The 23,078-nt window shown below is 38.9% G+C and carries 20 protein-coding genes and 1 other annotated feature; of the genes, 6 read left to right on the forward strand and 14 right to left on the reverse strand.

What is annotated here, in order from left to right; genetic code table 11:
- Positions 1 to 35: 35 nt before the first annotated feature.
- On the reverse strand, positions 36 to 1,292 hold the full coding sequence (gene tyrS, locus AC4E8C_RS18275; protein ID WP_490212605.1) for a tyrosine--tRNA ligase: 1,257 nt from the start codon (positions 1,290 to 1,292) through the stop codon (positions 36 to 38).
- Positions 1,293 to 1,337: 45 nt separating this feature from the next.
- Positions 1,338 to 1,556, reverse strand: a binding site (T-box leader).
- A gap of 148 nt (positions 1,557 to 1,704) precedes the next feature.
- Between tyrS and AC4E8C_RS18280 the strand changes: the two genes are divergently transcribed.
- On the forward strand, positions 1,705 to 4,467 hold the full coding sequence (locus AC4E8C_RS18280) for a transglycosylase domain-containing protein (protein WP_490208083.1): 2,763 nt from the start codon (positions 1,705 to 1,707) through the stop codon (positions 4,465 to 4,467).
- Positions 4,468 to 4,509: 42 nt separating this feature from the next.
- On the opposite strand, the gene acsA is transcribed toward AC4E8C_RS18280, so the two are convergent.
- On the reverse strand, positions 4,510 to 6,228 hold the full coding sequence (gene acsA, locus AC4E8C_RS18285) for an acetate--CoA ligase (RefSeq protein ID WP_490212606.1): 1,719 nt from the start codon (positions 6,226 to 6,228) through the stop codon (positions 4,510 to 4,512).
- A gap of 190 nt (positions 6,229 to 6,418) precedes the next feature.
- On the opposite strand from acsA, the gene AC4E8C_RS18290 reads away from it, so the two are divergent.
- The 3 genes from AC4E8C_RS18290 to AC4E8C_RS18300 are packed head-to-tail and all read left to right on the forward strand — an operon-like array spanning position 6,419 to position 8,926.
- Positions 6,419 to 7,051: a GNAT family N-acetyltransferase gene (locus AC4E8C_RS18290; protein ID WP_490208084.1), complete on the forward strand. Its 633-nt coding sequence runs from the start codon at positions 6,419 to 6,421 to the stop codon at positions 7,049 to 7,051.
- Between the two features lie 58 nt (positions 7,052 to 7,109).
- A complete protein-coding gene (locus tag AC4E8C_RS18295) occupies positions 7,110 to 7,757 on the forward strand; it encodes an acetoin utilization AcuB family protein (protein WP_490208085.1) in 648 nt (215 codons plus the stop codon).
- Positions 7,754 to 8,926: an acetoin utilization protein AcuC gene (locus AC4E8C_RS18300; RefSeq protein ID WP_490208086.1), complete on the forward strand. Its 1,173-nt coding sequence runs from the start codon at positions 7,754 to 7,756 to the stop codon at positions 8,924 to 8,926. Before AC4E8C_RS18295 ends, AC4E8C_RS18300 begins: the two co-directional genes overlap by 4 nt.
- A 117-nt stretch (positions 8,927 to 9,043) precedes the next feature.
- Here the strand turns inward: AC4E8C_RS18300 and ccpA are convergent, their stop codons facing one another.
- From ccpA to AC4E8C_RS18325, 5 genes are all read right to left on the reverse strand, one after another.
- Positions 9,044 to 10,042: a catabolite control protein A gene (gene ccpA, locus AC4E8C_RS18305; protein WP_490208087.1), complete on the reverse strand. Its 999-nt coding sequence runs from the start codon at positions 10,040 to 10,042 to the stop codon at positions 9,044 to 9,046.
- A 222-nt stretch (positions 10,043 to 10,264) separates the two neighbouring features.
- Complete coding sequence (locus tag AC4E8C_RS18310; RefSeq protein WP_490208088.1) at positions 10,265 to 11,341, reverse strand: bifunctional 3-deoxy-7-phosphoheptulonate synthase/chorismate mutase; 1,077 nt, start codon at positions 11,339 to 11,341, stop codon at positions 10,265 to 10,267.
- A 273-nt stretch (positions 11,342 to 11,614) separates the two neighbouring features.
- A complete protein-coding gene (ytxJ, locus tag AC4E8C_RS18315) occupies positions 11,615 to 11,947 on the reverse strand; it encodes a bacillithiol system redox-active protein YtxJ (protein WP_490208089.1) in 333 nt (110 codons plus the stop codon).
- Positions 11,948 to 12,070: 123 nt separating this feature from the next.
- The gene (locus tag AC4E8C_RS18320; protein WP_490208090.1) at positions 12,071 to 12,565 is read right to left on the reverse strand and encodes a YtxH domain-containing protein; all 495 of its coding nucleotides are present in this window, start codon (positions 12,563 to 12,565) and stop codon (positions 12,071 to 12,073) included.
- A 20-nt stretch (positions 12,566 to 12,585) separates the two neighbouring features.
- Positions 12,586 to 13,047, reverse strand: a complete 462-nt coding sequence (locus AC4E8C_RS18325) for a DUF948 domain-containing protein (RefSeq protein ID WP_490208091.1) — start codon at positions 13,045 to 13,047, stop codon at positions 12,586 to 12,588.
- Between the two features lie 211 nt (positions 13,048 to 13,258).
- On the opposite strand from AC4E8C_RS18325, the gene AC4E8C_RS18330 reads away from it, so the two are divergent.
- A complete protein-coding gene (locus AC4E8C_RS18330; protein WP_490208092.1) occupies positions 13,259 to 14,374 on the forward strand; it encodes an aminopeptidase in 1,116 nt (371 codons plus the stop codon).
- A gap of 41 nt (positions 14,375 to 14,415) precedes the next feature.
- On the opposite strand, the gene murC is transcribed toward AC4E8C_RS18330, so the two are convergent.
- The 6 genes from murC to AC4E8C_RS18360 all read right to left on the reverse strand — a co-directional run bounded on the left by murC (position 14,416) and on the right by AC4E8C_RS18360 (position 21,633).
- Positions 14,416 to 15,717: a UDP-N-acetylmuramate--L-alanine ligase gene (gene murC / locus AC4E8C_RS18335; RefSeq protein WP_490208093.1), complete on the reverse strand. Its 1,302-nt coding sequence runs from the start codon at positions 15,715 to 15,717 to the stop codon at positions 14,416 to 14,418.
- A gap of 266 nt (positions 15,718 to 15,983) precedes the next feature.
- On the reverse strand, positions 15,984 to 18,473 hold the full coding sequence (locus AC4E8C_RS18340; protein ID WP_490208094.1) for a DNA translocase FtsK: 2,490 nt from the start codon (positions 18,471 to 18,473) through the stop codon (positions 15,984 to 15,986).
- A gap of 164 nt (positions 18,474 to 18,637) precedes the next feature.
- The gene (locus AC4E8C_RS18345; RefSeq protein WP_490212607.1) at positions 18,638 to 19,426 is read right to left on the reverse strand and encodes a DUF1444 domain-containing protein; all 789 of its coding nucleotides are present in this window, start codon (positions 19,424 to 19,426) and stop codon (positions 18,638 to 18,640) included.
- A gap of 92 nt (positions 19,427 to 19,518) precedes the next feature.
- Positions 19,519 to 19,833: a thioredoxin family protein gene (locus AC4E8C_RS18350; RefSeq protein ID WP_490208095.1), complete on the reverse strand. Its 315-nt coding sequence runs from the start codon at positions 19,831 to 19,833 to the stop codon at positions 19,519 to 19,521.
- 167 nt (positions 19,834 to 20,000) lie between these two features.
- Positions 20,001 to 20,504, reverse strand: coding sequence for a DUF84 family protein (locus AC4E8C_RS18355; protein WP_490208096.1), 504 nt, complete (start codon positions 20,502 to 20,504; stop codon positions 20,001 to 20,003).
- A gap of 55 nt (positions 20,505 to 20,559) precedes the next feature.
- Positions 20,560 to 21,633, reverse strand: a complete 1,074-nt coding sequence (locus AC4E8C_RS18360; protein ID WP_490208097.1) for a M42 family metallopeptidase — start codon at positions 21,631 to 21,633, stop codon at positions 20,560 to 20,562.
- A gap of 176 nt (positions 21,634 to 21,809) precedes the next feature.
- Here AC4E8C_RS18360 and AC4E8C_RS18365 point away from each other — a divergent pair, with 176 nt between their 5' ends.
- Complete coding sequence (locus AC4E8C_RS18365) at positions 21,810 to 22,121, forward strand: PepSY domain-containing protein (RefSeq protein ID WP_490208098.1); 312 nt, start codon at positions 21,810 to 21,812, stop codon at positions 22,119 to 22,121.
- A gap of 55 nt (positions 22,122 to 22,176) precedes the next feature.
- Here the strand turns inward: AC4E8C_RS18365 and AC4E8C_RS18370 are convergent, their stop codons facing one another.
- A complete protein-coding gene (locus AC4E8C_RS18370; RefSeq protein WP_490212608.1) occupies positions 22,177 to 23,019 on the reverse strand; it encodes a YtnP family quorum-quenching lactonase in 843 nt (280 codons plus the stop codon).
- Positions 23,020 to 23,078: the final 59 nt, after the last annotated feature.

The raw sequence follows: 23,078 nt of genomic DNA on the forward strand, positions 1-23,078 counted from the left end.
AAAAGGCTTTGAAAAGTTCAAAGCCCTTAAAATCTTTAATATTTAATTAGCGTATATTTCTTTTTACCTCTTCTCACAATGGTAAACTGACCTTCAATCCGATCACTTTCCTGTAAAGCATAATTCGTATCCGTTATTTTTTCACCGTTTATGGTAACAGCACCATTTGTGATATCTTCACGCGCCTGGCGCTTTGATGGAGAGATATTGGCAGCAACGAGTAACTCCACTAAGTTTCCTTCTGCTTCACTTGCATGAAAGGAAGGTACATCTTTGAAGCCCTGCTTAATCTCAGCAGCCGAAAGATTTTTGACATCACCGCTAAATAACGCCTGTGAAATTTTAATTGCCTGTTGCAGTGATTCTTCGCCATGGATTAACCGGGTCATCTCTTCCGCTAATGCCTTTTGAGCTTTACGAAGGTGTGGCTCATCCTCCACAGATCTTGCTAATTCGTCAATTTCTTCATGAGACAGGAACGTGAAAAGCTTTAAGTATTTGACAACATCAGCATCAGCGGTATTAATCCAGAACTGGTAGAACTCATAAGGCGTTGTCTTCTCGGCATCAAGCCAAACAGCTCCACCTGCTGTTTTACCAAACTTTGTTCCATCTGCTTTCGTTACAAGTGGAATGGTTAAGCCATACGCTTTTGCGCCTTCTGGCTGCATTTTCCGGATTAATTCCAATCCAGATGTAATATTGCCCCACTGGTCACTCCCGCCAACTTGCAATTTACAATCATGATGCTCATATAAGTGATTAAAATCCATTGCTTGTAAAATGGTGTAGGTAAATTCAGTAAAAGAAATACCTGTTTCAAGTCTCGATGCAATAGTATCTTTTGCAAGCATGTAATTAACCCCAATATGTTTACCAATATCACGTAAAAACGACACAATATCCATAGAACCTGCCCAATCATAGTTGTTCACCATAACTGCACCATTTTCACCTTCAAAGTTAAAAATCGAGGCAAGCTGTTTCTTAATCCCTTCTACGTTCTTTTGTACTGCTTCAAGGGTTTGCAGATTACGTTCTTCACTTTTTCCACTTGGATCACCAATTAAACCTGTTGCCCCGCCAACTAGAACGATAGGACGGTGTCCATGCTGCTGAAATCTTCTAAGTGTTAAAAACGGTACTAAGTGGCCAATATGTAAACTGTCAGCTGTTGGATCAGCCCCACAGTAAAGAGAAATTTTCTGGCTGCTTAATAGTTCTTGTAATCCTTCTTCATCTGATTGCTGGTATATAATCCCTCTCCATGCTAAATCCTGTAATAAATCCATCATAATCCTCCTTTGAAAATAAAAACAAAAACGTCCCTGCAAAAATGCAGGGACGTAAATTACGCGGTACCACCCAGCTTGAGGAAAAAATCCTCCAACTCAAAAAATTTAACGGTTCAATCCGTTTTCTGCTAGTCACGGTTGTTTTCACAGAAAAAGCTCTAGGATGTAATTCGTTCTTCTATGTGTGCCAGCTTTCACCACCGCTGGCTCTCTTTAAACAGGGACAGAAGAACTACAGTTGATTCCCTTCACAGCTTTATATTATAAAAATTACTATAGCTTTTTTTAACATATTTCTCTTCAACTGTCAAACCCGAACTGGAAATTTCAGAAAAATGTAGAAGGTTGTCAGTTTTTCCCCTTCTATATGCTATAATGTAAGGGATTTTATATTGAGGTGATGCATTGAATGAATGAAAAAATGCAAGCGTGGATAGAAAAAGCAAAATCCATACTGAACTTGTTTACCCATAAAAAAACGGTAAAAGGTGCACGAATTACCTATCAAGTCGTTTGGAATTTATTCCTCCTTGTCATGACTGTAGTCATACTAGGTGGTTCATTTGCTACAGGGGTGGGTGCCGGCTATTTTGCCTCACTTGTGAAAGATGAACCAGTCCGCTCGTATGAAAGTATGAAAAAGGATATATATAACTATACTGAAACATCGGATTTATACTTTGCCGATCAGGTTTATCTTGGCAGGCTGCGATCAGACCTTGTCCGTGAAGAGGTCAAACTTGATCAAGTCTCAAAGGATTTGACTAATGCAGTGATTGCAACAGAAGACGAATACTTTTATCAGCATAAAGGTGTTGTTCCAAAGGCCGTTTTTCGTGCTCTCTTTCAAGAAGTGACAAATTCTGCGGTTCAATCGGGGGGAAGTACATTAACCCAGCAATTAATAAAAAATCAAATTCTAACAAACGAAGTTTCGTTTCAAAGGAAGGCTAATGAGATTCTATTAGCACTCCGTTTAGAGAAGTTCTTCAACAAAAAGGAAATACTTGAGGCCTACCTTAATGTATCAACATTTGGCAGAAATGCTTCTGGACAAAACATTGCCGGTGTACAAGCTGCTGCAAAAGGAATCTTCGGAAAAAACGCTAGTGAACTAACCCTTCCACAGGCTGCCTTTATCGCAGGTCTTCCACAAAGCCCGTTTGGTTATACACCTTTCACAAGAGAAGGAACGGTCAAGAATAATCTTGAACCTGGTCTAACACGGATGAAGACTGTTCTAAAGAGAATGTTTGATGGTGGATACATCAATCAACAGCAATATGCTGAAGCATCGGCCTATGATATCACGAAGGACTTTACAAAGCCTGTTGCAAATCCACTTGAAAAATATCCTTGGCTTACGTTTGAAATTGAAAAACGCTCCATTGAAGTGCTCACCGCTGTCCTAGCCCAAAAAGACGGGTACACAGAAAAGGACATAAAAAATGATGACAATCTATATTATAAATACAAAATATTAGCAGACCATGATTTACATCAAAACGGCTACAAGATTAACACCACCATCAATAAAGATATTTATGATGCCATGCAAGTGGTAAAAGATAATTATCAATATTATGGACCCAATAAAGCCCAGGAAAAAGAAGATCCAGAAACTGGGGAGAAGATTACCGTCATGGAGCCTGTCGAGGTAGGGGCTGAACTGATTGAGAATAAAACAGGGAAAATTATTAGCTTTGTGGCTGGTCGAAATTATGACAATCAACAGCTCAACCATGCAACCAGTGCTATAAGACAAAATGGTTCTACGATGAAACCACTCCTCGTTTATGGACCAGCGATTGAATTAGGCAAAGCAGCACCAGGAACACCTCTGCCTGACGTTGAATTATATTTAGCAGGTAAAGCAAAGCCATGGCCGCGAAACTATGATTTGCGGTACAGCGGCATCGTTTCAGCTAGATATGCTTTAGCTAAATCTTATAACGTACCTGCTGTGAAATTATACAAAGACATTTTAGGTCAACAACCAGCTAAGTATCTCGAAAAAATGGGATTTACGTCACTTATAAAGCCAGACTTTGAAAACCCTTCAACCGCGATTGGATCATTGGAAAAGGGAGTGACAATTGAAGAAAATACAAATGCCTTCAGTACGTTCGCAAACAACGGCAAGTTTATTGACGCATATCTGATCGACAGCATTACTGATAAAGACGGAAAGATTATTTATCAGCACGAAGTAAAACCTGTTGATGTTTTCAAGCCGCAAACAGCTTTTTTAACACTTGACATGATGCGTGATGTTATTAAAATGGGGACGGCTGCAGGCGTGAATAGTAAATTAAAATTTAAGGCTGATTGGGCCGGCAAAACCGGAACGGGAAATCAGTATATTGATTCTTGGTTTGTTGCAACTAACCCAAATGTCACCTTTGGTATTTGGACGGGTTATGATACACCGAAATCACTAAAGACTTCTGGTATGTCCTATAGTCAGCGTACAAATAACCTGTGGGCTGAACTAATCAATGCCGCCTATTCGATCAAGCCAGACTTAGTCGCACCCAAAGAAACCTTTCAAATGCCAGAAGGAATTGTGAAACGCTCCTATTGCGCTGTTTCCGGCATGCTGCCATCTGCAGCATGTACTAAAGCTGGTTTAATCGAAAGCGATTATTTTAATGTGAATGATGTACCAACAAAAGCAGATGATAGTTTAATTGAAGGAAAGTTTGTTACTGTTGGGGATAAAAAATATTTAGCCTTGGATTCCACTCCAGCGGAGTTTGCCCAATCTGGTTTAATTTTAAATCCCGACTTTATCACTCGAATGGTTGGAAATAATTTTAAAAATTACAGTCAGTTGATACCTAAAAAAGAACGTTGGGGGAAAATTCTTGTGCCTACAGCTAAAATGGGGGATAACGGCAAGAATCCTGATGGTGTCAGCTTAACCGTAACAGGTAGCACATTAGCTTGGTCTGCCTCTCCAGATAAGGATGTTGTTGGTTACCGGGTTTATACAGGAGGTTCCTCTAAGGTCGCCAGCATCCGCAGTGGCTCAAGTCTCTCTTTTACAGCCAGCAGCGGAGCGTTTTATGTAACGGCTGTTGATATTGCCGGAAATGAATCAGCACCCTCTAATCTTGTCGAAGTCGGATCGGTGGTCGTCCCACCTCCAACTACAACACCAACCCCATAAGAGAAGCCGCACCATTATCGGTGCGGCTTTCTTTCTTATAATTTAATCTTCCATTGTAGACAGATCACCTGTTGGCAAATTAAGTTCCCATGCCTTCAAGACACGCCGCATGATTTTACCACTACGGGTTTTTGGTAATTTTTCCCGAAAATCAATTTCCCGTGGGGCCGCATGGGCAGCCAGACCTTTTTTCACAAACAATCTAATTTCTTCCTTTAATTCCTCTGAGGCTTCGTAGCCGTCACGTAAGGCGATAAAGGCTTTAATGATTTCCCCGCGAACAGGGTCAGGCTTTCCAATTACTCCGGCTTCTGCCACTGCAGGATGCTCCACAAGCTTGCTTTCCACTTCGAAGGGTCCCACGCGTTCTCCTGAAGTCATGATTACATCATCCACACGGCCTTGGAACCAGAAATAACCATCCTCATCCATATACGCTGAGTCACCGGATACATACCAATCACCTGGCATAAAGTAAGATTCATATTTTTCTTGATTATTCCATATCGTATGCATCATCGATGGCCAGCCCTTTTTTATGGCCAAATTCCCCATTCGATAAGGAGGCAATTCAACCCCTTGATTATCAACAATCGCAGCTGTAACCCCTGGAATTGGTTTCCCCATTGAACCTGGTTTAATTTCCATACAAGGATAATTACTTATTAGCTGGGCACCTGTTTCCGTCATCCACCAGTTATCATGGATCCGCTTATTAAATACCTTTGCCCCCCATTTAACAACTTCAGGGTTCAGCGGTTCACCCACACTAAGAACATGACGAAGGCTGCTTAAATCAAATTTCTTCACAAGTTCATCACCTGCGCCCATTAACATCCTGAAAGCGGTTGGTGCACTATACCAAACTGTGACTCCAAAGTCTTCGATCATTTGATACCATGATTCTGGACTAAAACGGCCCCCAATAATTACGTTTGCCGTTCCCGTTAACCATGGGCCAAAAATGCCGTATGAAGTTCCCGTTACCCAGCCTGGGTCAGCTGTACACCAATATACATCATCCTCTTTTAAATCAAGGACCCATTTTGCTGTTTGATAATGTTGAATCATTGCATTATGTACATGCAAGACTCCTTTAGGCTTTCCTGTAGAGCCAGAGGTGTAATGCAGAATTAGCCCATCTGTTCGTTCCACCCATTCAATTTTGAGGTCTTTACTGGCTGATGAAAACTTATCTAAAAAGTCTATGCATCGATCTTGCTCGGTTACGTTATGACCAACAAGGAAAATATGCTTTAGTGCAGGCAAATCTTGTACAGGAACTCGGTCTAACAATTCAGGTGTAGTGACTAAAACTTTAGCTTCACTGTCTTGAAGTCTATCTCTAACTGCTCCTTCCATGAAGGCTTCAAATAATGGTCCCACAATGGCGCCGACCTTGATTGCACCTAAAACAGTAAAATAAAGTTCTGGCGAACGCGGCATAAAAATAAAGACGCGGTCACCCTTTTCTACATCCCCATAACTTTTTAGGACGTTCCCTGCTTTATTGGACAATTCCTTCATTTCCTTAAAGGTGTACTTCTCATCCCTGGAACCATCACGATAGTAAAGGGCTACTTTATTCTTTCGAAATGTTTCCACATGGCGGTCAATTGCTTCATAAGCCAGGTTAACTAGCCCTGTTTCACTCCATGAAAATTCCTTTTCTGTAGTCTTCCAGTCAAATTGCTTATACATTTCTTCATAATTGCTTAAGTTATACTCCCCTTGTACAACTGGCAGCGCTTCCACTTTCATCATTCCATCTCCCCTTCTCGCTCGTATGAGAATATTATAGTACAAGTATGAACTATTCACAATTTTAAAAATTTTATTTAATAGATTTTTCCTCTGATTATAACCAGAAAATTTTGTAAAATTCCTTTTTCTCGATAGATTTTATGTATAATAGAGTTGATACACAACCCTCTTTCAGGTAGGTGACCGTATGGAGCATAAAAAGACTTACAATGCAAAACAATTAAAAACTCCCCATGGAAATTTAATTATTGAAGGCCCAATTTCCTCTGATATATTAGCAGACTATGAGTTTCATGAAGATCTTGTTGCCTTCCGTCCTCCTGTTCAACAGCATAAAGCTTTGGTTGGAATTGCTGAACTGCCGGAAGGAAGAATTATTATTGCAAGAAATAGAAACACAATCGTTGGCTATGTGACCTATCTTTATCCTGATCCACTTGAACGCTGGTCAGAAGGAAAAATGGATAATTTAATTGAATTAGGAGCCATCGAAGTAATCCCACAATTTAGAGGCTGTGCTGTTGGTAAGAACCTTTTAATTGTTTCGATGATGGATGATGCCATGGAAGATTATATCACGATGACTACTGAATACTATTGGCATTGGGACTTAAAGGGCACCAAATTAAATGTCTGGGATTATCGAAAAGTTATGGAAAAGATGATGAGTGCGGGCGGTCTTGAATGGTATGCAACGGATGACCCTGAAATTTGCTCTCACCCCGCCAACTGTTTAATGGCAAGGATGGGGAAAAGAGTAGACATGGAGTCCATTCAAAAATTTGATCGGTTACGATTTATGAATCGATTTATGTATTAATTGACGCTTGATCCAAACTAGACAATTGAATCTTCCTAAGGATAGAGGGTGATTTTTTATGATAATAGAGGAAATCATGAAAACAGATGTTGCTTCACTATTACCAGCCAATACCATTGCAGATGCTATGGCCTTAATGGAAACTAGAAAAATTCGTCACATCCCTATTGTTAATCGAGATGGGCATCTTGTTGGTCTCGTAACTGTTGCAAAAATTAGGGATGCCACTCCATCCATCTTTCATGCAAATGAGCATCCTGAAGATTTAAGACAATCATTGGACACCATCATGGAGAAAAATGTCATCACAGGACACCCTCTCGATTTTGTAGAAGAGGTGGCCGGTCTATTTTATGAACACAAGATTAGCTGCATCCCCATCATTCAAGATCGAAAGTTAGTCGGAATTGTAACCGAAACAGATTTATTAAGAACAATGGTTGAGCTCACTGGAGCGCATCAGCCAGGTTCTCAAATTGAAATTAGAGTTCCTAATCTTTCAGGGAAGTTAAGTGATATCACGACGATTATAAAAAATAAAAATGCAAATATACTTAGTGTTCTCGTTTATCCGGATAAAATCGATGACCATTTTAAAATTATTGTCCTCAGAGTCCAGACAATGAATCCAACTTCACTTATTCATAGTCTTAAACAAGCCGGATATGATGTCCTTTGGCCGAATTTACCGGGGATAAACGTATGAGAGATCGTTGTTCCTTTGTTTATTCAGAAGACCTGCTGAGGTATAAATTCAGTCATAATCATCCGTTTGATCAATTACGCCTAAAGTTAACCGTGGACTTGTTAACTAAAATTGGTGCATTATCTCCTGAAGAGATCATTCCACCAAAGATGGCATCAGAAGCAGAGTTAGCCCTTATTCATGACCCAAGTTACATTGACGCCGTAAAAAAAGCGGGTGAAGGGAAACTTCAAAAAGAAATTGCCGAAAACTATGGTTTAGGGACAGAAGATACACCCATATTCCCTCATATGCATGAAGCGAGTTCTTTACTAGTAGGTGGCACTTTAACAGCAGTGGATCAAGTAATGACTGGAAAGGTGCTTCATTCCCTGCATCTTGGTGGTGGATTGCATCACGGCTTTCGAGGTAAAGCATCCGGATTTTGCGTTTATAATGACAGCTCTGTTGCTATTAAATACATACAGGAAAAATACAATGCCCGTGTCTTATATGTTGATACGGATGCCCATCATGGTGACGGTGTTCAATGGTCTTTCTATGATGATCCCAATGTTTGCACACTTTCTATTCATGAAACAGGAAGATATTTGTTTCCAGGCACAGGTAATATTAATGAGAGAGGTCAGGGGGCTGGCTACGGCTATTCTTTCAATATTCCTGTAGATGCCTTTACCGAAGATGAATCATGGCTGGAAGCTTATACACAATCTTTTAAAGAAGTAGCTGAATACTTTAAACCTGATGTCATTTTAACCCAAAATGGTGCGGACTCTCATTATTTGGATCCATTAACCCACCTATCATCAACCATGAAAATTTATCGTGAAATACCAAAGCTTGCTCATGAAATGGCTCACCAATACTGTAATGGGAAGTGGATTGCTGTTGGCGGAGGGGGATATGACATTTGGAGAGTGGTTCCACGGGCATGGGCATTCATTTGGCTTGAGATGACAGAAAACTCAAATTGCTACGGTGAATTACCCGAGTCGTGGATAAATGAGTGGCAGAAAAGTTCGCCTGTCACCTTACCAAAGGAATGGGACGACCCTTTCCACTTGTATACACCAATTCCAAGGAAAGCTGAAATTACGGAAAAAAATTTACTTACCCTTGAAAAAGCCCTATATCCCATTAGAAATCATAAAAAGACCGAATCTATTTAAAAGGGCTGCAATATTGCAGCCCTTTTTGGAATATAAAAATAAGTACTCAACTTGGAGAATTATCACTCCAGCGCCCAACGGCTGGTGTACTCGCTAAATGGGCGCTTTCGCTTTATCTTACTTTGTTGATTGGCGGTGTTCAATTCGATGTGGTAATACCACAATATGTTCATCGGTTTTTTCCTTGTTCATTAATTTGGTTAATAAGCGCATTGCTACTGCACCAATATCATACAATGGCTGTACAATCGTCGTAAGCTGAGGACGGACCATTAATGACAGCCTTGTATTATCAGATGTGATGACCTCAAAATCTTCAGGTATCTTAAAGCCTTTATCTTCGGCACCATGAACTACTCCGAGTGCCATTTCATCTGAACCCACTAAAATCGCAGTTGGCCGCTCCGCACTTTCCAGCAATTTTTCAAACGCTTCTATGCCAGAGTCGTACGTATAATCGCCTTCAACTACAAACTCTTCATTATACGGTAATCCTGCTTCTACAAGTGCACGTTGGTAGCCCTTAAGTTTCTTCTGTGCATTTTTAGGCTCATGAAGCGGACCTACGACAAAAGCAATATTTTTATGACCTTTACCGATGAATTCCTTAATCGAGTCATAAACCGCTTCTTCATAATCAATATTGACTGAAGGTATTTGACCTGACTCTTCAATAGAACCTGCTAAAACAATTGGTACCGGTGATTTTTGAAATTCTTCTACATGACTGGCAGTAATGTTTCCACCCATGAAAACAAGTCCATCCACTTGTTTTCCAAGCATGGTATTAAGAAGATGTAATTCCTTGTCCTTATTTTGGTCAGAATTACTTAGAATGATATTGTATTTATACATGGTGGCAATATCTTCTATTCCACGAGCTAATTCCGCAAAAAAGATATTAGAAATATCAGGAATAATTACTCCCACTGTTGTAGTCTTTTTACTAGCTAAACCTCTAGCTACAGCATTTGGGCGATAACCTAATCTTTCAATTACCTCTAATACTTTTTTCCGGGTTACCGGTTTTACATTCGGATTCCCATTGACAACGCGGGAAACCGTTGCCATTGAAACATTGGCTTCTCTTGCAACATCATAAATGGTGATATTCACTTATAACACTCTCCTAAAACGTACATTGTTTTCTTTATTTTACATCTGTTTGCAAAAAACTAATCATCTATATTTGATTGTGAGATAATATACAATCTTTATATGTATTTAATCATACGACAACTAATAAAAAGCCGCAATTGCATTTGTCAATATTTTTTCGAAAATGTTTGTAATTCGTAAAAAACCTCCTGCTTTGACAGGAGGTTTCGCTGCAATTGATTAAATTCTGACAAATTTAGAAGCAAGCAATTCATTATAGAATGTATCAAACTGGTTAAGGTCCATTTGCTGTTGTGCATCCGATAAAGCAACGGCTGGATCAGGATGTACTTCAGCCATAACTCCATCAGCACCAATTGCTATAGCGGCCTTCGCACAAGGAAGCAATAAATCTCTTCTACCAGTGGAATGCGTAACATCTACCATTACAGGTAAGTGGGTTTCTTGTTTAAGAATTGGAACTGCGGAAATATCTAGTGTATTTCTTGTAGCTCGTTCATATGTTCGAATACCACGCTCACAAAGGATGATTTGTCCGTTTCCTTGCGACATAATGTATTCTGCTGCATTGATAAACTCTTCTATTGTTGCTGAGATTCCTCGTTTTAATAAAACAGGCTTGTTTACAGCACCAGCAGCTTTTAACAATTCGAAGTTCTGCATATTACGGGCACCAATTTGAATGACGTCAATATAATCACATGCCATTTCAATATCCGATGGATTAACAATTTCACTAATAACAGCCATATCGAATTCGTCAGCGACACGTTTTAAAATTTTTAAGCCTTCAACTCCAAGGCCTTGGAAATCATATGGTGATGTTCTTGGTTTATAAGCACCGCCGCGGAGAAGCTTTAGGCCTTTTTCCTTCATTGCTTTTGCTACCGTTGCTACTTGCTCATAGGACTCGACAGAACAAGGGCCAAAAACGAAGTGTTGTTTTCCGTCCCCAATATTTTCCCCTTTTAATGAAACAATGGTATCTTCAGGCTTCTTCTTCCTTGATACAAGCAATGCCTTTTCGTGATCATCCTTTTGCAAATCTAATCCTGCTTTAAAAATTTCCTTGAACAAATGATCAATTATAGAATTTTCAAATGGTCCATCATTATGTTCTTTAATCACTTCAAGCATTTTTCTTTCACGAACTGGATCGTAGCGGTATACCCCTTGATTTCCCTTAACTCGTCCAATCTCTTGCACAATCTGTGCTCTTTCATTAATTAGCTTTAGTAGTTCTAAGTTAAGTTCGTCGACACGCAGCCTTAATTGATCTAAATCCTTATTGCTCATTATAAACCATCCTTTCTTTTTTAAAATCACATTTGTCCAAAAGTATTAAGTGTTTTTTCTAGGATTTCTTCAAGTACTACAAGATTAAATTTTATAATATTTCAATAATTAGGCTAATTATAGCTGAAATAAATTGCTTTGTCATCTACTTTTTCTTTATTAATTAAACGCTTTTAAGCATTAAAGTAAAATTTACGTTAAAATAATATATGTATTTTATCTCACAATGTGAATAAAAGGAGATGATCACTTCATCCCCTTTCATTTTGGCATTTATTGATTATCCCCGCTGGCACTTGTTAAAGACCGGTTCGTTATTTTCCAGTGAGTTGCATTCCATGCTGGTTCACCGTTTGAAAAAAGAATGGCTTGAGGTGATTCGTGTTTAATCTGAAATCTTTCCGCTATTTCATTTGATAATGGTCGTGAATCTTGAACTGCTAAAAAATAGGTTGGAACATTTTTATTCTCATTTGCATATTTTTCATATTCCTTGTAGGCCGCATGGCTAATTGGACATGTTAAACTGTGCTTCAGAAGATAAAATTTACTTTCATTTTTTAATACCTCATCAAATTGTTCGATAGATTCAATTTTTTCAAGCATTCTTATACCCTCCAGTTCGAAAAGCGCGAGCACCTTGTATGGCGCTGGGGCTAGACAACAAATAATAAACGGTGAAGTAATTTTAACACTTCACCGTTCTTATCACAAATAAATAATGTTTGATTATAATTTGACCTTACTTTCTTCAGCGTCAAACGCTTTTTGAGTTTCCTCTAGCTTTTTCCTGATTTCTGTACTGTCCAATGGTTTCACTTTAATAGTTTTTTTATTAGATGAGGCTTCTGATGAATTTGGGATAGATATGTAGGATGATTCCGAATTCTTTTCCCCTTCATCCTGCATAGCAGCTTTCCCTTTAACTTTATTAAGTAATTCAGAGGATTGTTGAACAAGTCCTTGTGAAAGTGAAGACGTTTTAGACACTAATTCATTGCTTTTAGTCATTACATTTTCACGAATTTGCTCTGTTCGATCCATGATTGTCTCAGCTTGGCTGCTTAAGGTATCGCGAAGTTCTTTACCAGACTTAGGTGCCAAAAGCATTGCTGCTGCAGCGCCAACCATACCTCCAATTATTGCTCCTAATATAAAGGAATTGGAACTCTCTTCATTTTGACTTTGATTGGTTTCTCTTGATTCATATTCTCTATTGGACATCAGTGTTTCCTCCCTCTTTTTTAATGTGATCTTACTCTTTGTCTTTCCATTGCGTTAACTTCCGTTTTTGTTTGTTTTCTAGCAGCCCACTTATCCTTTAAATCAAGAAGTACGTTCCCCCATTGGACAATTTGCGAGATTTTCTCTTTACTTTCCTCGACTTGCTGATCAACGGAATTAGTTATCGTCTGCAGTGTTCCATTAAATTTAGTAACTGTCGTACCTACATCCTTTACTGCTGCCACTACACTATTTAAGCTTTCAGATTTCTGTTGAATATCTTCAGCCAAAGCATTAGTCTTTTGTAAAAGTAAGGTAGTTTCTGTTGTAACACCATTCAATTGTTTTTCTAGTCCCGTTAATGTTTCTGAAACGCTTGTAAGTGTCACTTGAAGTGATTTGAGCGTTTTTGATAAGTAGATAACAAGTACAAAAAATGCAATTGCTACCAATGCTGCGCTTAAGTATAAAATAATTTGCATGCTGCACCTCCACTTTTAACTATCACTATGTATATCCTATCCAATACAGATATAAACCTCGCTAATTATCTTATACTACTTCCCTATTTTTGTCTTGTTTTCCTGCTATTTGCATAAAAATATTACCGCTGATTACACTGTTGGTTCAACTTTCTAATTATATTCGGGTACAATAGAGAGGAACTTTATTTATTTCGTTGGGGGCGTTACTGTGAAAGATCCACGTATTGAAAAACTTGCAAAAAATTTAATTAACTACTCGGTACAGCTTCAGCAGGGTGAAAAGGTCCTAATTGAAAATTTTGGACTACAGCGTGAGCTGGTGACAGCACTTGTAAAAGAAGCATACGCCGCGGGTGGTTATCCATTTGTTCTTATTAAAGATCATCAGGTGGACCGCTCTTTATTAATGGGGGCACAGGAAGAACAATTTAGTATGATGGCAGATTTTGAAGCAAATGTCATGAGCAAAATGGACGCATACATAGGCCTTCGTTCTGGTGATAACATCAGTGAACAAGCAGATGTTCCAGACGATAAGATGAAAATCCACGGTAATACGATTGGCAAGAAGGTTCATCGTGATATCCGAGTTCCAAAAACGAAATGGGTTGTGCTTAGATATCCAACTTCATCCATGGCTCAGTTGGCCAAAATGAGTACAGAGGCGTTTGAGAACTTTTATTTTGATGTTTGTAACCTTGATTATGGGAAAATGGATAAGGCGATGGATAGTCTCAAGGAACTAATGGACCGAACTGATAAAGTCCGCCTCACCGGACCTGGTACCGATCTAACTTTCTCTATTAAGGATATTCCAGCGATTAAGTGTGCTGGCAGATTAAACATTCCTGATGGTGAAGTATACACCGCTCCTGTACGTGAATCTGTCAATGGTGTGATTACCTATAACACACCATCACCATACCAAGGTTTTACATTTGAAAATGTTAAGCTGACATTCAAAGATGGAAAGATCATCGAGGCTGTTTCAAATGCTTCTGAACGAATCAACAAGATTTTTGATACGGATGAGGGAGCACGGTATGTGGGTGAATTCGCCATTGGGGTCAATCCATTTATTCTCAACCCAATGCAGGACATTTTGTTTGATGAGAAAATAGCCGGCAGCTTTCACTTCACTCCTGGACAATGTTATGATGATGCCTTTAATGGTAACCATTCCAATATTCATTGGGATATGGTTAATATTCAACGTCCTGAGTACGGTGGCGGGGAAATATATTTTGATGATGTACTAATTAGAAAAGATGGACTTTTTGTCATTCCAGAATTAAAACAATTAAACCCTGAAAACCTTAAATAATGAAAAAAGGATGCCAACATTTAAGGCTGGCATCCTTTTTATTATTGAATCAATTGTTTTTCATAAGAATCTTGGAATTTTTGGATATCTCCAGCGCCCATAAAAATAATGACACTGTTATCATACTGAGTTAATACCGAAGTATTTTCTTCCGTAAGAATTTCAGATCCCTCAATTTTTTCCTGTAAATCTTCTATTGACAGCTTACCGTGATTCTCTCTTGCCGAACCGAAGATTTCACACAAAAAGGTTTTATCAGCCTGACGTAAGCTTTCAGCAAAGTCTTCTAAAAAAGCCTGTGTCCTTGTAAAAGTATGTGGCTGGAATACAGCAACAATTTTTCGATCAGGGTACTTTTGCTTTGCCGCCTCAATGGTTGCTTTAATTTCAGTCGGATGATGGGCATAATCATCAATTAAAATTTGAGAACCCGCTCTTTTTTCTGAGAATCTCCTTTTAACACCTTGAAAAGTTAGCAAACGCTCTTTCACTAATTCCACATTCATTTCCTCATAATGACATAAACCAATGACAGCCAATGCATTCAATACACTATGGTTACCAAAAGTCGGGATAGAAAATGTATCATAGAATGTATTACGAATAAAGACATCGAAGCTTGTTCCCGTTGTTGTTTTCACAAGGTTTTTCGCCTGATAGTCATTTTCCTCACCAAACCCATAAAAAAGCACAGGGACTTTTGCCTGAATTTTCTGAAGCTGTTCGTCATCACCATATGCGAATATGCCTTTTTTTACCTGAACGGCCATTTCTTGAAAGGCTGAAAAAACATCGTCAATATTGGCAAAATAATCAGGATGATCAAAATCAATGTTTGTCATGATCGCATAGTCAGGATAGTAGGATAAAAAGTGCCGTTTATATTCACATGCTTCGAATACAAAATACTCAGCCCCTTTTGTCCCTTTCCCAGTTCCGTCACCAATTAAAAAGGACGTTGGCTTTGCTCCTTCGATTACATGTGCAAGCAGCCCTGTTGTTGACGTTTTTCCATGTGCTCCTGTTATGGCAACGCTGGTAAAATTTTGCATAAAGTCACCTAAGAAGCGATGATATCGAATGATAGGAAGCCCCAGCTTCATAGCCTCTTGAATTTCTTCATGTGTGTCGGGAAAAGCATTTCCTGCAATAATTGTCATTCCTGGCTTGATATTTTCCTTTTGAAAAGGAAGAATCTTAATCCCTGATTGTTCAAGGGCCAGTTGTGTAAAAAAGCGCTTTTCGACATCGGAGCCTTGCACCTCATATTTCATATCGTGAAGAACTTGTGCTAATGCACTCATTCCAGACCCCTTTATACCTACAAAATGGTAAATAGTCATAGAAGAACCTCCAACCAACGTAATACTGTTAAACATTATATGACATCTGTCTGTATTTGCTAATAGAAAAGCAGAAGCAGACTTGAGCCAAGATTCTCTTGCACCAAGGCGCTTTGCTAACCAATAGTAAAAAAGCACACGTTGTTTTATTAAGTATTTTAAGAAATCATTTCACTATTATAGCACTGTTCAGTAATAAAAACTATTTGTGGCGATGACATTTGTAATTTGCTCTATATATTAAGAAATCCACCCTTACAATCATGTTAGTCTTGTAAAGTTAGTAAATCAGCTTCTGTTATTAATACTTCGCGTGGTTTGCTTCCATTTGCACTAGTAATGTAACTGTTTTGCTCCAGCATATCCATTAATCTTGCTGCTCGATTATAGCCAATCTTAAAACGACGCTGCAGACTAGAAGTAGAGGCACCGCCATGGTCAATAATAAATTCACACGCCTCATAGAAAAGTTCATCCTCTTCTTCGATTACCTGTGCCTTTTTTAACAATTCCTCTTGCTCAAATAAATATTCAGGCTCCCTTTGTTCTCTTACATGCGAAACGACAAGATCTATTTCTTCATCTGATACAAACGTTCCTTGTAAACGGACAGGTTTGGATGAGCCGTTTTCTAAAAATAACATATCGCCTCGGCCAAGCAGCTTTTCTGCACCACTTATATCAATTATTGTGCGCGAATCCACTTGGGACGAAACAGAAAAGGCAATTCTTGTTGGAATATTTGCTTTAATTAAGCCAGTGATGACATCAACAGATGGTCTTTGGGTTGCAACAATAAGATGAATCCCACAAGCCCTGGCTTTCTGAGCAATCCGGCAAATCGCTTCTTCGACATCTGCTGGCGACATCATCATTAAATCTGCCAATTCATCAATTACAATCACAATAAACGGTAATTTATCAGAATAGCGTTTATGCTGCATGGCCAATTCGTTAAAGCGATTAATATCACGAACACCAGTATGGGCAAATAATTCGTAGCGTCGTTCCATTTCATCCACAGCCCATTTTAAAGATGCAGTTGCTGCTTTCACATCCGTTATAACCGGGCTTACCAAGTGTGGGATTCGATTATAAGGAGCGAGTTCGACCATTTTGGGGTCAATAAGCAACAATTTTAGATCTTCTGGACGGGCCTTATATAACAGACTAATCAAAATAGAGTTAATACATACACTCTTCCCTGATCCCGTTGCACCTGCAATTAAGCCGTGCGGCATTTTTTTCAAATCAGTCACGATTGGTTTACCGGCAATATCAAGTCCCAGCACAGCTGTTAATGGTGAAGCTGCTTCAGTGAAAGCACTGTTGCTGATAATTTCGTTGATAAAAACAGGTCTGGATTTCTGATTTGGAACTTCAATTCCAATAGTATGTTTACCTGGAATAGGCGCTTCAATCCGGATGTCCCTTGCTGCAAGACTTAACTTGATATCATCGCTTAAATTAGTTATCTTATTTACCTTAACTCCCGGCTCCGGCTGGACTTCGAAGCGAGTAACCGACGGACCTTGTGTGACATTAACCACACTTGCCCCTACATTAAAGTTTTGTAAGGTCACATTTAAAAGCTCTTTTTGCCCGTTTATCCAAGCTGTATCACTATCCACTATTACAGGCGGGTTTAACAAAGTAGAATTTGGCAGGATATAGGTATCATCAGCTTGGTCTATCAGCCTGGTGGCTTTTTCCTCCAACCGAACCACTTTTTCTGGAGTTTTTGTCTCAATCGGCTTCAGCTCAGGTTCTTGTTCGCGTATTTTCTTCTTTTCTTCCCATTTTTGTTTATCTTGTTTCAGCATCATCACATTAAATGGTAAGTGTGCCCGTTTTGGGGCTGGCTTCTCTGCTTCAGGTTCGGGTATTGTTTCGCTTATGACCTCATCATCTGTTAGTAGTTTCACCACTGGTTCTAGCTTATTTTCAGGTTCTAGTTCTGTTTCAGCGGCCAGGTTTGTTTCTAACGTCACATTTGGTTCTAAGTTGAATTTTTGTACGGGTTCCGGTTCAACTAAAGTTTCCCTCACCTGTTCTGTCAGTAAGATTTTAGGAACCTCATGAGATAGTGATGGGCTTGTTCCATGAAGAGTTTCCACCATTTCTGTTTCATTGACTTCTATCACTGCGGGTTCTTCTTGGATAGGGCTGTCGGTTATTTCATTAACAATAACTGCCTCCCCATCTCCAACTGAAATTGCTTTCTCTGGTTCAGGAATAACTTGCTCAATCTCCATGATTGGGTCAATCCTGTTATCAAAGTCCTCCTCTAAAAAGTGGCTTAATTCATGTTCGACGATGACAGCCGACTTTTTCGGCCTATTAAATCCAAAAACTGGCGAAGGTATTTCAGTTGGTTGAAACCGCCCGCGAACTCTGGACTTAGGCTCACTTTTGTTTTTAGGAATTTCTTTTTGTATATGCGCTGCCTCTGTAGTACTAGGACTAACAGGAGGAACGTCTTGGTTTTCAACTTTTCTTCGCTTCTCAGCAAGTTTAACAGATCGATTGGGACGTAATGAATCTGGTTTTGTCTTTTGAATGACATTATGAGTTCGAGAAGGAAGATTACCGCTTTTAGGATATTGATAAGAGATTCTTGCATCTATATCCTTCAAACTATCTATTTGACTAACTGACGGAAGGTGTTCCGGCTGCTTATGTATAAGGTAATCGTTGTAATCCCCTTCCTCATTGTCTTTTTTTAACTTTTGAAAAAAGTTTTGGATCCACGTCAAAACTATCACTCTTTCTTGTTCATCTATCATTCTATTTTATCAGTATTTATTATTTTTTCGACACAAATCTAAAGAATGAGTCGAAATATGTTCGAATTGGATACATTAGGAAGGTTATCACGAAAAAAGACCACTTCCATATGTGATCCTCTTTCTCCATCTTTTTATTTGTTTTTTCCAAGAATAAAAATTGGTTCTAATTCCCCATTTTCATATAAAAATGACAATGCCGTAATTGGCACTCGTCCGTTTGCAAAAAAGCTCATGGCCATTTGAGCAAGGACATCATAACCGGTTGAATTTTGAATATCACCAATAATTAACACATCTTGATGCGGAACCGCAAGTACCATCGTTCCTGTCATGCTCTTCTCGATTTCATTTAGAAACCCCTTGTTTAAAATCCTGCTTGCATCATAACCATCATTCGTGTTCAAAAAATAAAAGGTATTCCCAGCAACTTGATCCTCTTTTAATGGAGTAGAAAGCGACCTTGCATTAAACAGGGCAATTTCTTTAATTCTGTTCTCCTTCCACCCCTCTTTTTCCATAATATGTTCATCAATCAGTCTATATGTTTTACCCATGTCATATGCATAATAAATCCTTGTTTCCGCCGTATGGTCTTCCATCAAAAAACGCACACCTTCTTCAGCTTCCATTGGAAAAGAAGCAGAACGAATAACAGGAAAGATTTTTTTTTCATGGTCTTTTAACTCAACCGGCTCTTCCATAGCACGTAAACCTTCTTGGACATAGTAGACAATTTCTTCAATCGCTTTTTCCTTCTCAACCTGCCATTTTGCAATAATCCCTGGTAAGGAAACCGTTATTCCTTTTCCAGTTAGTTTACTTTCAAACCGAAGTTGATCCCGTTCACGGTCATAGGATATTAATTTGTCGTTTCCAGCCAAGCGTGCTTCTAACTCACTCCGCATTTGTTTACTATCCATTTTCATATTAAACCCACCATTTCAATAAAGCTGTTTAGTCTATTTTACATGAAAAAACCCTCATCTCAAAGGAGAGAGGGCTGGGACAATTTTTATTTTAACTCTGAAATAAACGTTTCGATTTCCTCTTGAGTTTTACGGTCTTTACTTACGAACCGACCCAGTTCCCTTCCGCTTTCATAAGCGATAAAACTTGGGATACCATATACGTCTACCTGCTGACACAAATCAATAAATTGATCACGATCAACATGAATAAAGGTATATTCTGCAAATTTGGCTTCTATTTCTGGTAGTACTGGTTCAATAAAACGGCAATCACCGCACCAGGCAGCTGAAAACATAAAAATTGTTTTCCCTTGATCGCGAAGCTGTTCAAATTGTTCAATTGACTCTAAATTTTTCAAAATTCCCGCCTCCGTTGGAACTTGTTTTCATAACTTTGTTTAAATCATAACAGTCCCAAAGATTTTCAGTCCAATGATATGCTTCTTTCTATTCTTAGACCTCGTTTTTTATCATATCCAAATCAAAATCTTTGAAAACAAAAGTGAGATTTATATGCTTAATGGGTTTAGTAATAGCTATATTGTCCCACTAATAATTTTGTAACATGGGTAAACATATCGACTCGGTTTATCATTCCATTTGTAAATATTCCAATTGCCCCTTCATGTTTCCTTACATTTTTCATTTTTGCATATTCATCCATCACTGGACCCAGCTCTTCTCCCGCTCTCAGCCTAACAGCGATTTCCTTAGGAAGGAGCACTCTTGCCCCCCCAGCTATAAACGGCTCCCTATCCCTTGAAGCAAGTGCTCCCCAGTTACAAAGAAGCAATCCATGGCTTGTTTCCTGCACTCCGCCTTCCAGGCCAATCCCAATGTCACCATTCCCCTGATTTAGCGCCCCAACGGCCCGATTGATTGCACCTTGAATCGTTTCTTCATCAGAAAACGGCTGAGCTTGAACACCTGAAGGGATATCAAGGGAAATAAACTCTATATTTTCTTGAGTAAAACTATTTTTTACTGCTGAGATTTTCGCAGGGTTCTTGGTTCCAATTATAACCTTCATAATCTTTCTCCTTTCACAAACAAAAGGAGGCAAAATTATGCCTCCTCCTGCTTGATTAACTGTTAGATTTAATCGTGTCAACCGTTGATTGATCACTTGCTTTAACAAGTTTCACTAATAATTCTTTTGCTGCAGCATAATCATCAATATGAATCATAGAAGCATGTGTATGAATGTATCGTGAACAAATACCGATGACAGCACTCGGCACACCCTCATTGGATAAATGAACCTTGCCAGCATCCGTTCCGCCCTGTGAAATGAAGTATTGATATGGAATATGATGTGTTTCAGCTGTATCCAACACAAATTCGCGCATACCACGATGTGTTACCATCGTTCGGTCAAAGATCCGCAGCAAGGTGCCTTTCCCTAATTGACCAAACTCTTGTTTATCCCCGGTCATATCATTGGCAGGACTAGCATCAAGGGCAAAGAAGATATCTGGATTAATCATATTGGCAGCGGTTTGAGCACCACGTAAGCCAACCTCTTCCTGGACTGTTGCACCCGAATACAAAATATTAGGTAATGTTTCATCTTTAAGCTCTTGAAGTAGTTCAATCGCTAATCCACAGCCGTACCGGTTATCCCAAGCTTTTGCTAAGATCTTCTTCTCATTGGCCATTGGGGTAAATGGACAAATAGGCAGAATGGCTTGGCCTGGCTTAATACCAATCCGTTCGGCATCCTCTCGGTCATCTGCACCAATATCAATCAACATATTTTTAATATCCATCGGTTTATTTTTTTTCGCATCATCTAAAAGATGTGGGGGAATGGACCCAATCACCCCAATAATCGGACCATTCTTTGTCATGATTTGGACTCGTTGAGCAAGTAGAACTTGACTCCACCAACCCCCTAGTGTTTGAAACCGGATCATCCCATTTTCAGTAATGGAAGTAACCATAAATCCTACTTCATCCATGTGGCCTGCCACCATAACGGTTGGGCCTTGGCCATTTCCCTTTTTCACACCAAAGATGCTGCCTAATTTATCTTGAATGATTTCATCAGAGTATGGTGATAATTGTTCCCTCATAAAATTCCTGACTAAATGCTCGTTTCCCGATGCTCCTGGCAGTTCTGTTAAGGTTTGAAAAAGTTTTAATGTTTGTTCATTCATTTTTACTACTCCTTTTTATTTTCTGATATATGTATATGAGTTAATATTACATAAATATTGCAGCTGTTACCAACAATTCATTTCATTATCTGTAATAATACCTTCCTGCTAATAAATACGATATACTGAGAAGAGATGCTTGAAAGTAATCTTTTCCATTTTTAGGAGGTGTATAAATGAACTGGAAATCATTTTTCTTAGGTGCTGCGGTCGGATTAGTTGGCGGATATGTGACAAAAGAGATTATAAGCCAAAATACACATGTCTCACCTGAAAAGGTATTAGAATCAGTAAAAAAACAATATAAGCAATACGGGCCAATTAGCGGCTCATGGATACATATGGTGGCGGAGCCGTATGAAAAACATCATATAACCTATCAAGTCTATAAAGGGGGTATTTCCAAAAATAGCGGCGAGGGAAATCAACAATTTGAGTTTATTGCCGATGCCCAAACTGGAACATTATTAGACGTTGTTCAGATCTAAGCAAGATATGATCACAAAAAATGCCGTATCAGCGTGTGATACGGCTATTTTTGGCTTATCTTTCCCTTTTAATGCTCTCAACAATATTTTTTCCATCTGAATCGAATTTAACTGCCCGATAAAAAGCATCATGATAAAAGGTAAACCATGCATTTTTTGCTACTCCATGTGGAAACCATTTTTCCTTTGCGGTTATGGAAGTCATAGGGTAATCATCATAGGCCATAACCCATAACACATTTTGGTGTGCATGTGTCGCCATAAGATCGGCCATATGAACCGACATTTCATCCCCATCCTCAACGATTAGAATAGAATGTCCATCACTATGTCCTCCCGTATGAATCATCGTAAGCGCTCCTAAGCTCCAAGTTCCTTCAAACGGAATCACCTGTGTTTCAATTGCTTCCCAGTTTTCTTTCCAATATGTATTTTTCGAACGAATATTAGGATTACGCATTTCATCCCATTCTACTTGTGAAGTTATGATTTTAGCATTAGGGAAAGTGGAAACATACTGGCCCTCAACTAGTTTGGTCAAACCTGACGCATGATCAAAATGTAAATGTGTCATGAGGACATAATCAATATCGTTAGCAGTTATTCCTACTTTCTCTAATGATTGCTCTACTTCGGACTCTTTGGTTACACCATAATTTCTTAATTGCTTTTCGGTTAATTTCCCTTTTCCTAAGCCAGTTTCAACCAAAAAATATTTACCATTCATTTGAATTAAAATAGGGTCTGTTGGTAATTCAATTTGATTTTTTTCATTTACCGGGTATTTTTTTGACCATAAGCCTTTTGGAACAACGCCAAACATAGCACCGCCATCAAGATTTGTAATCCCCCCCGATAACCATGTTAAAGACACGTCCCCAATTTTTAATGTTTCCACCATTCATCCCCCTAATCGCTTTTTCTATATTTTAACATTGTCGCACTATTTAGAAAAAC

It is taken from the genome of Neobacillus sp. SRL179 (genome assembly GCF_984799095.1).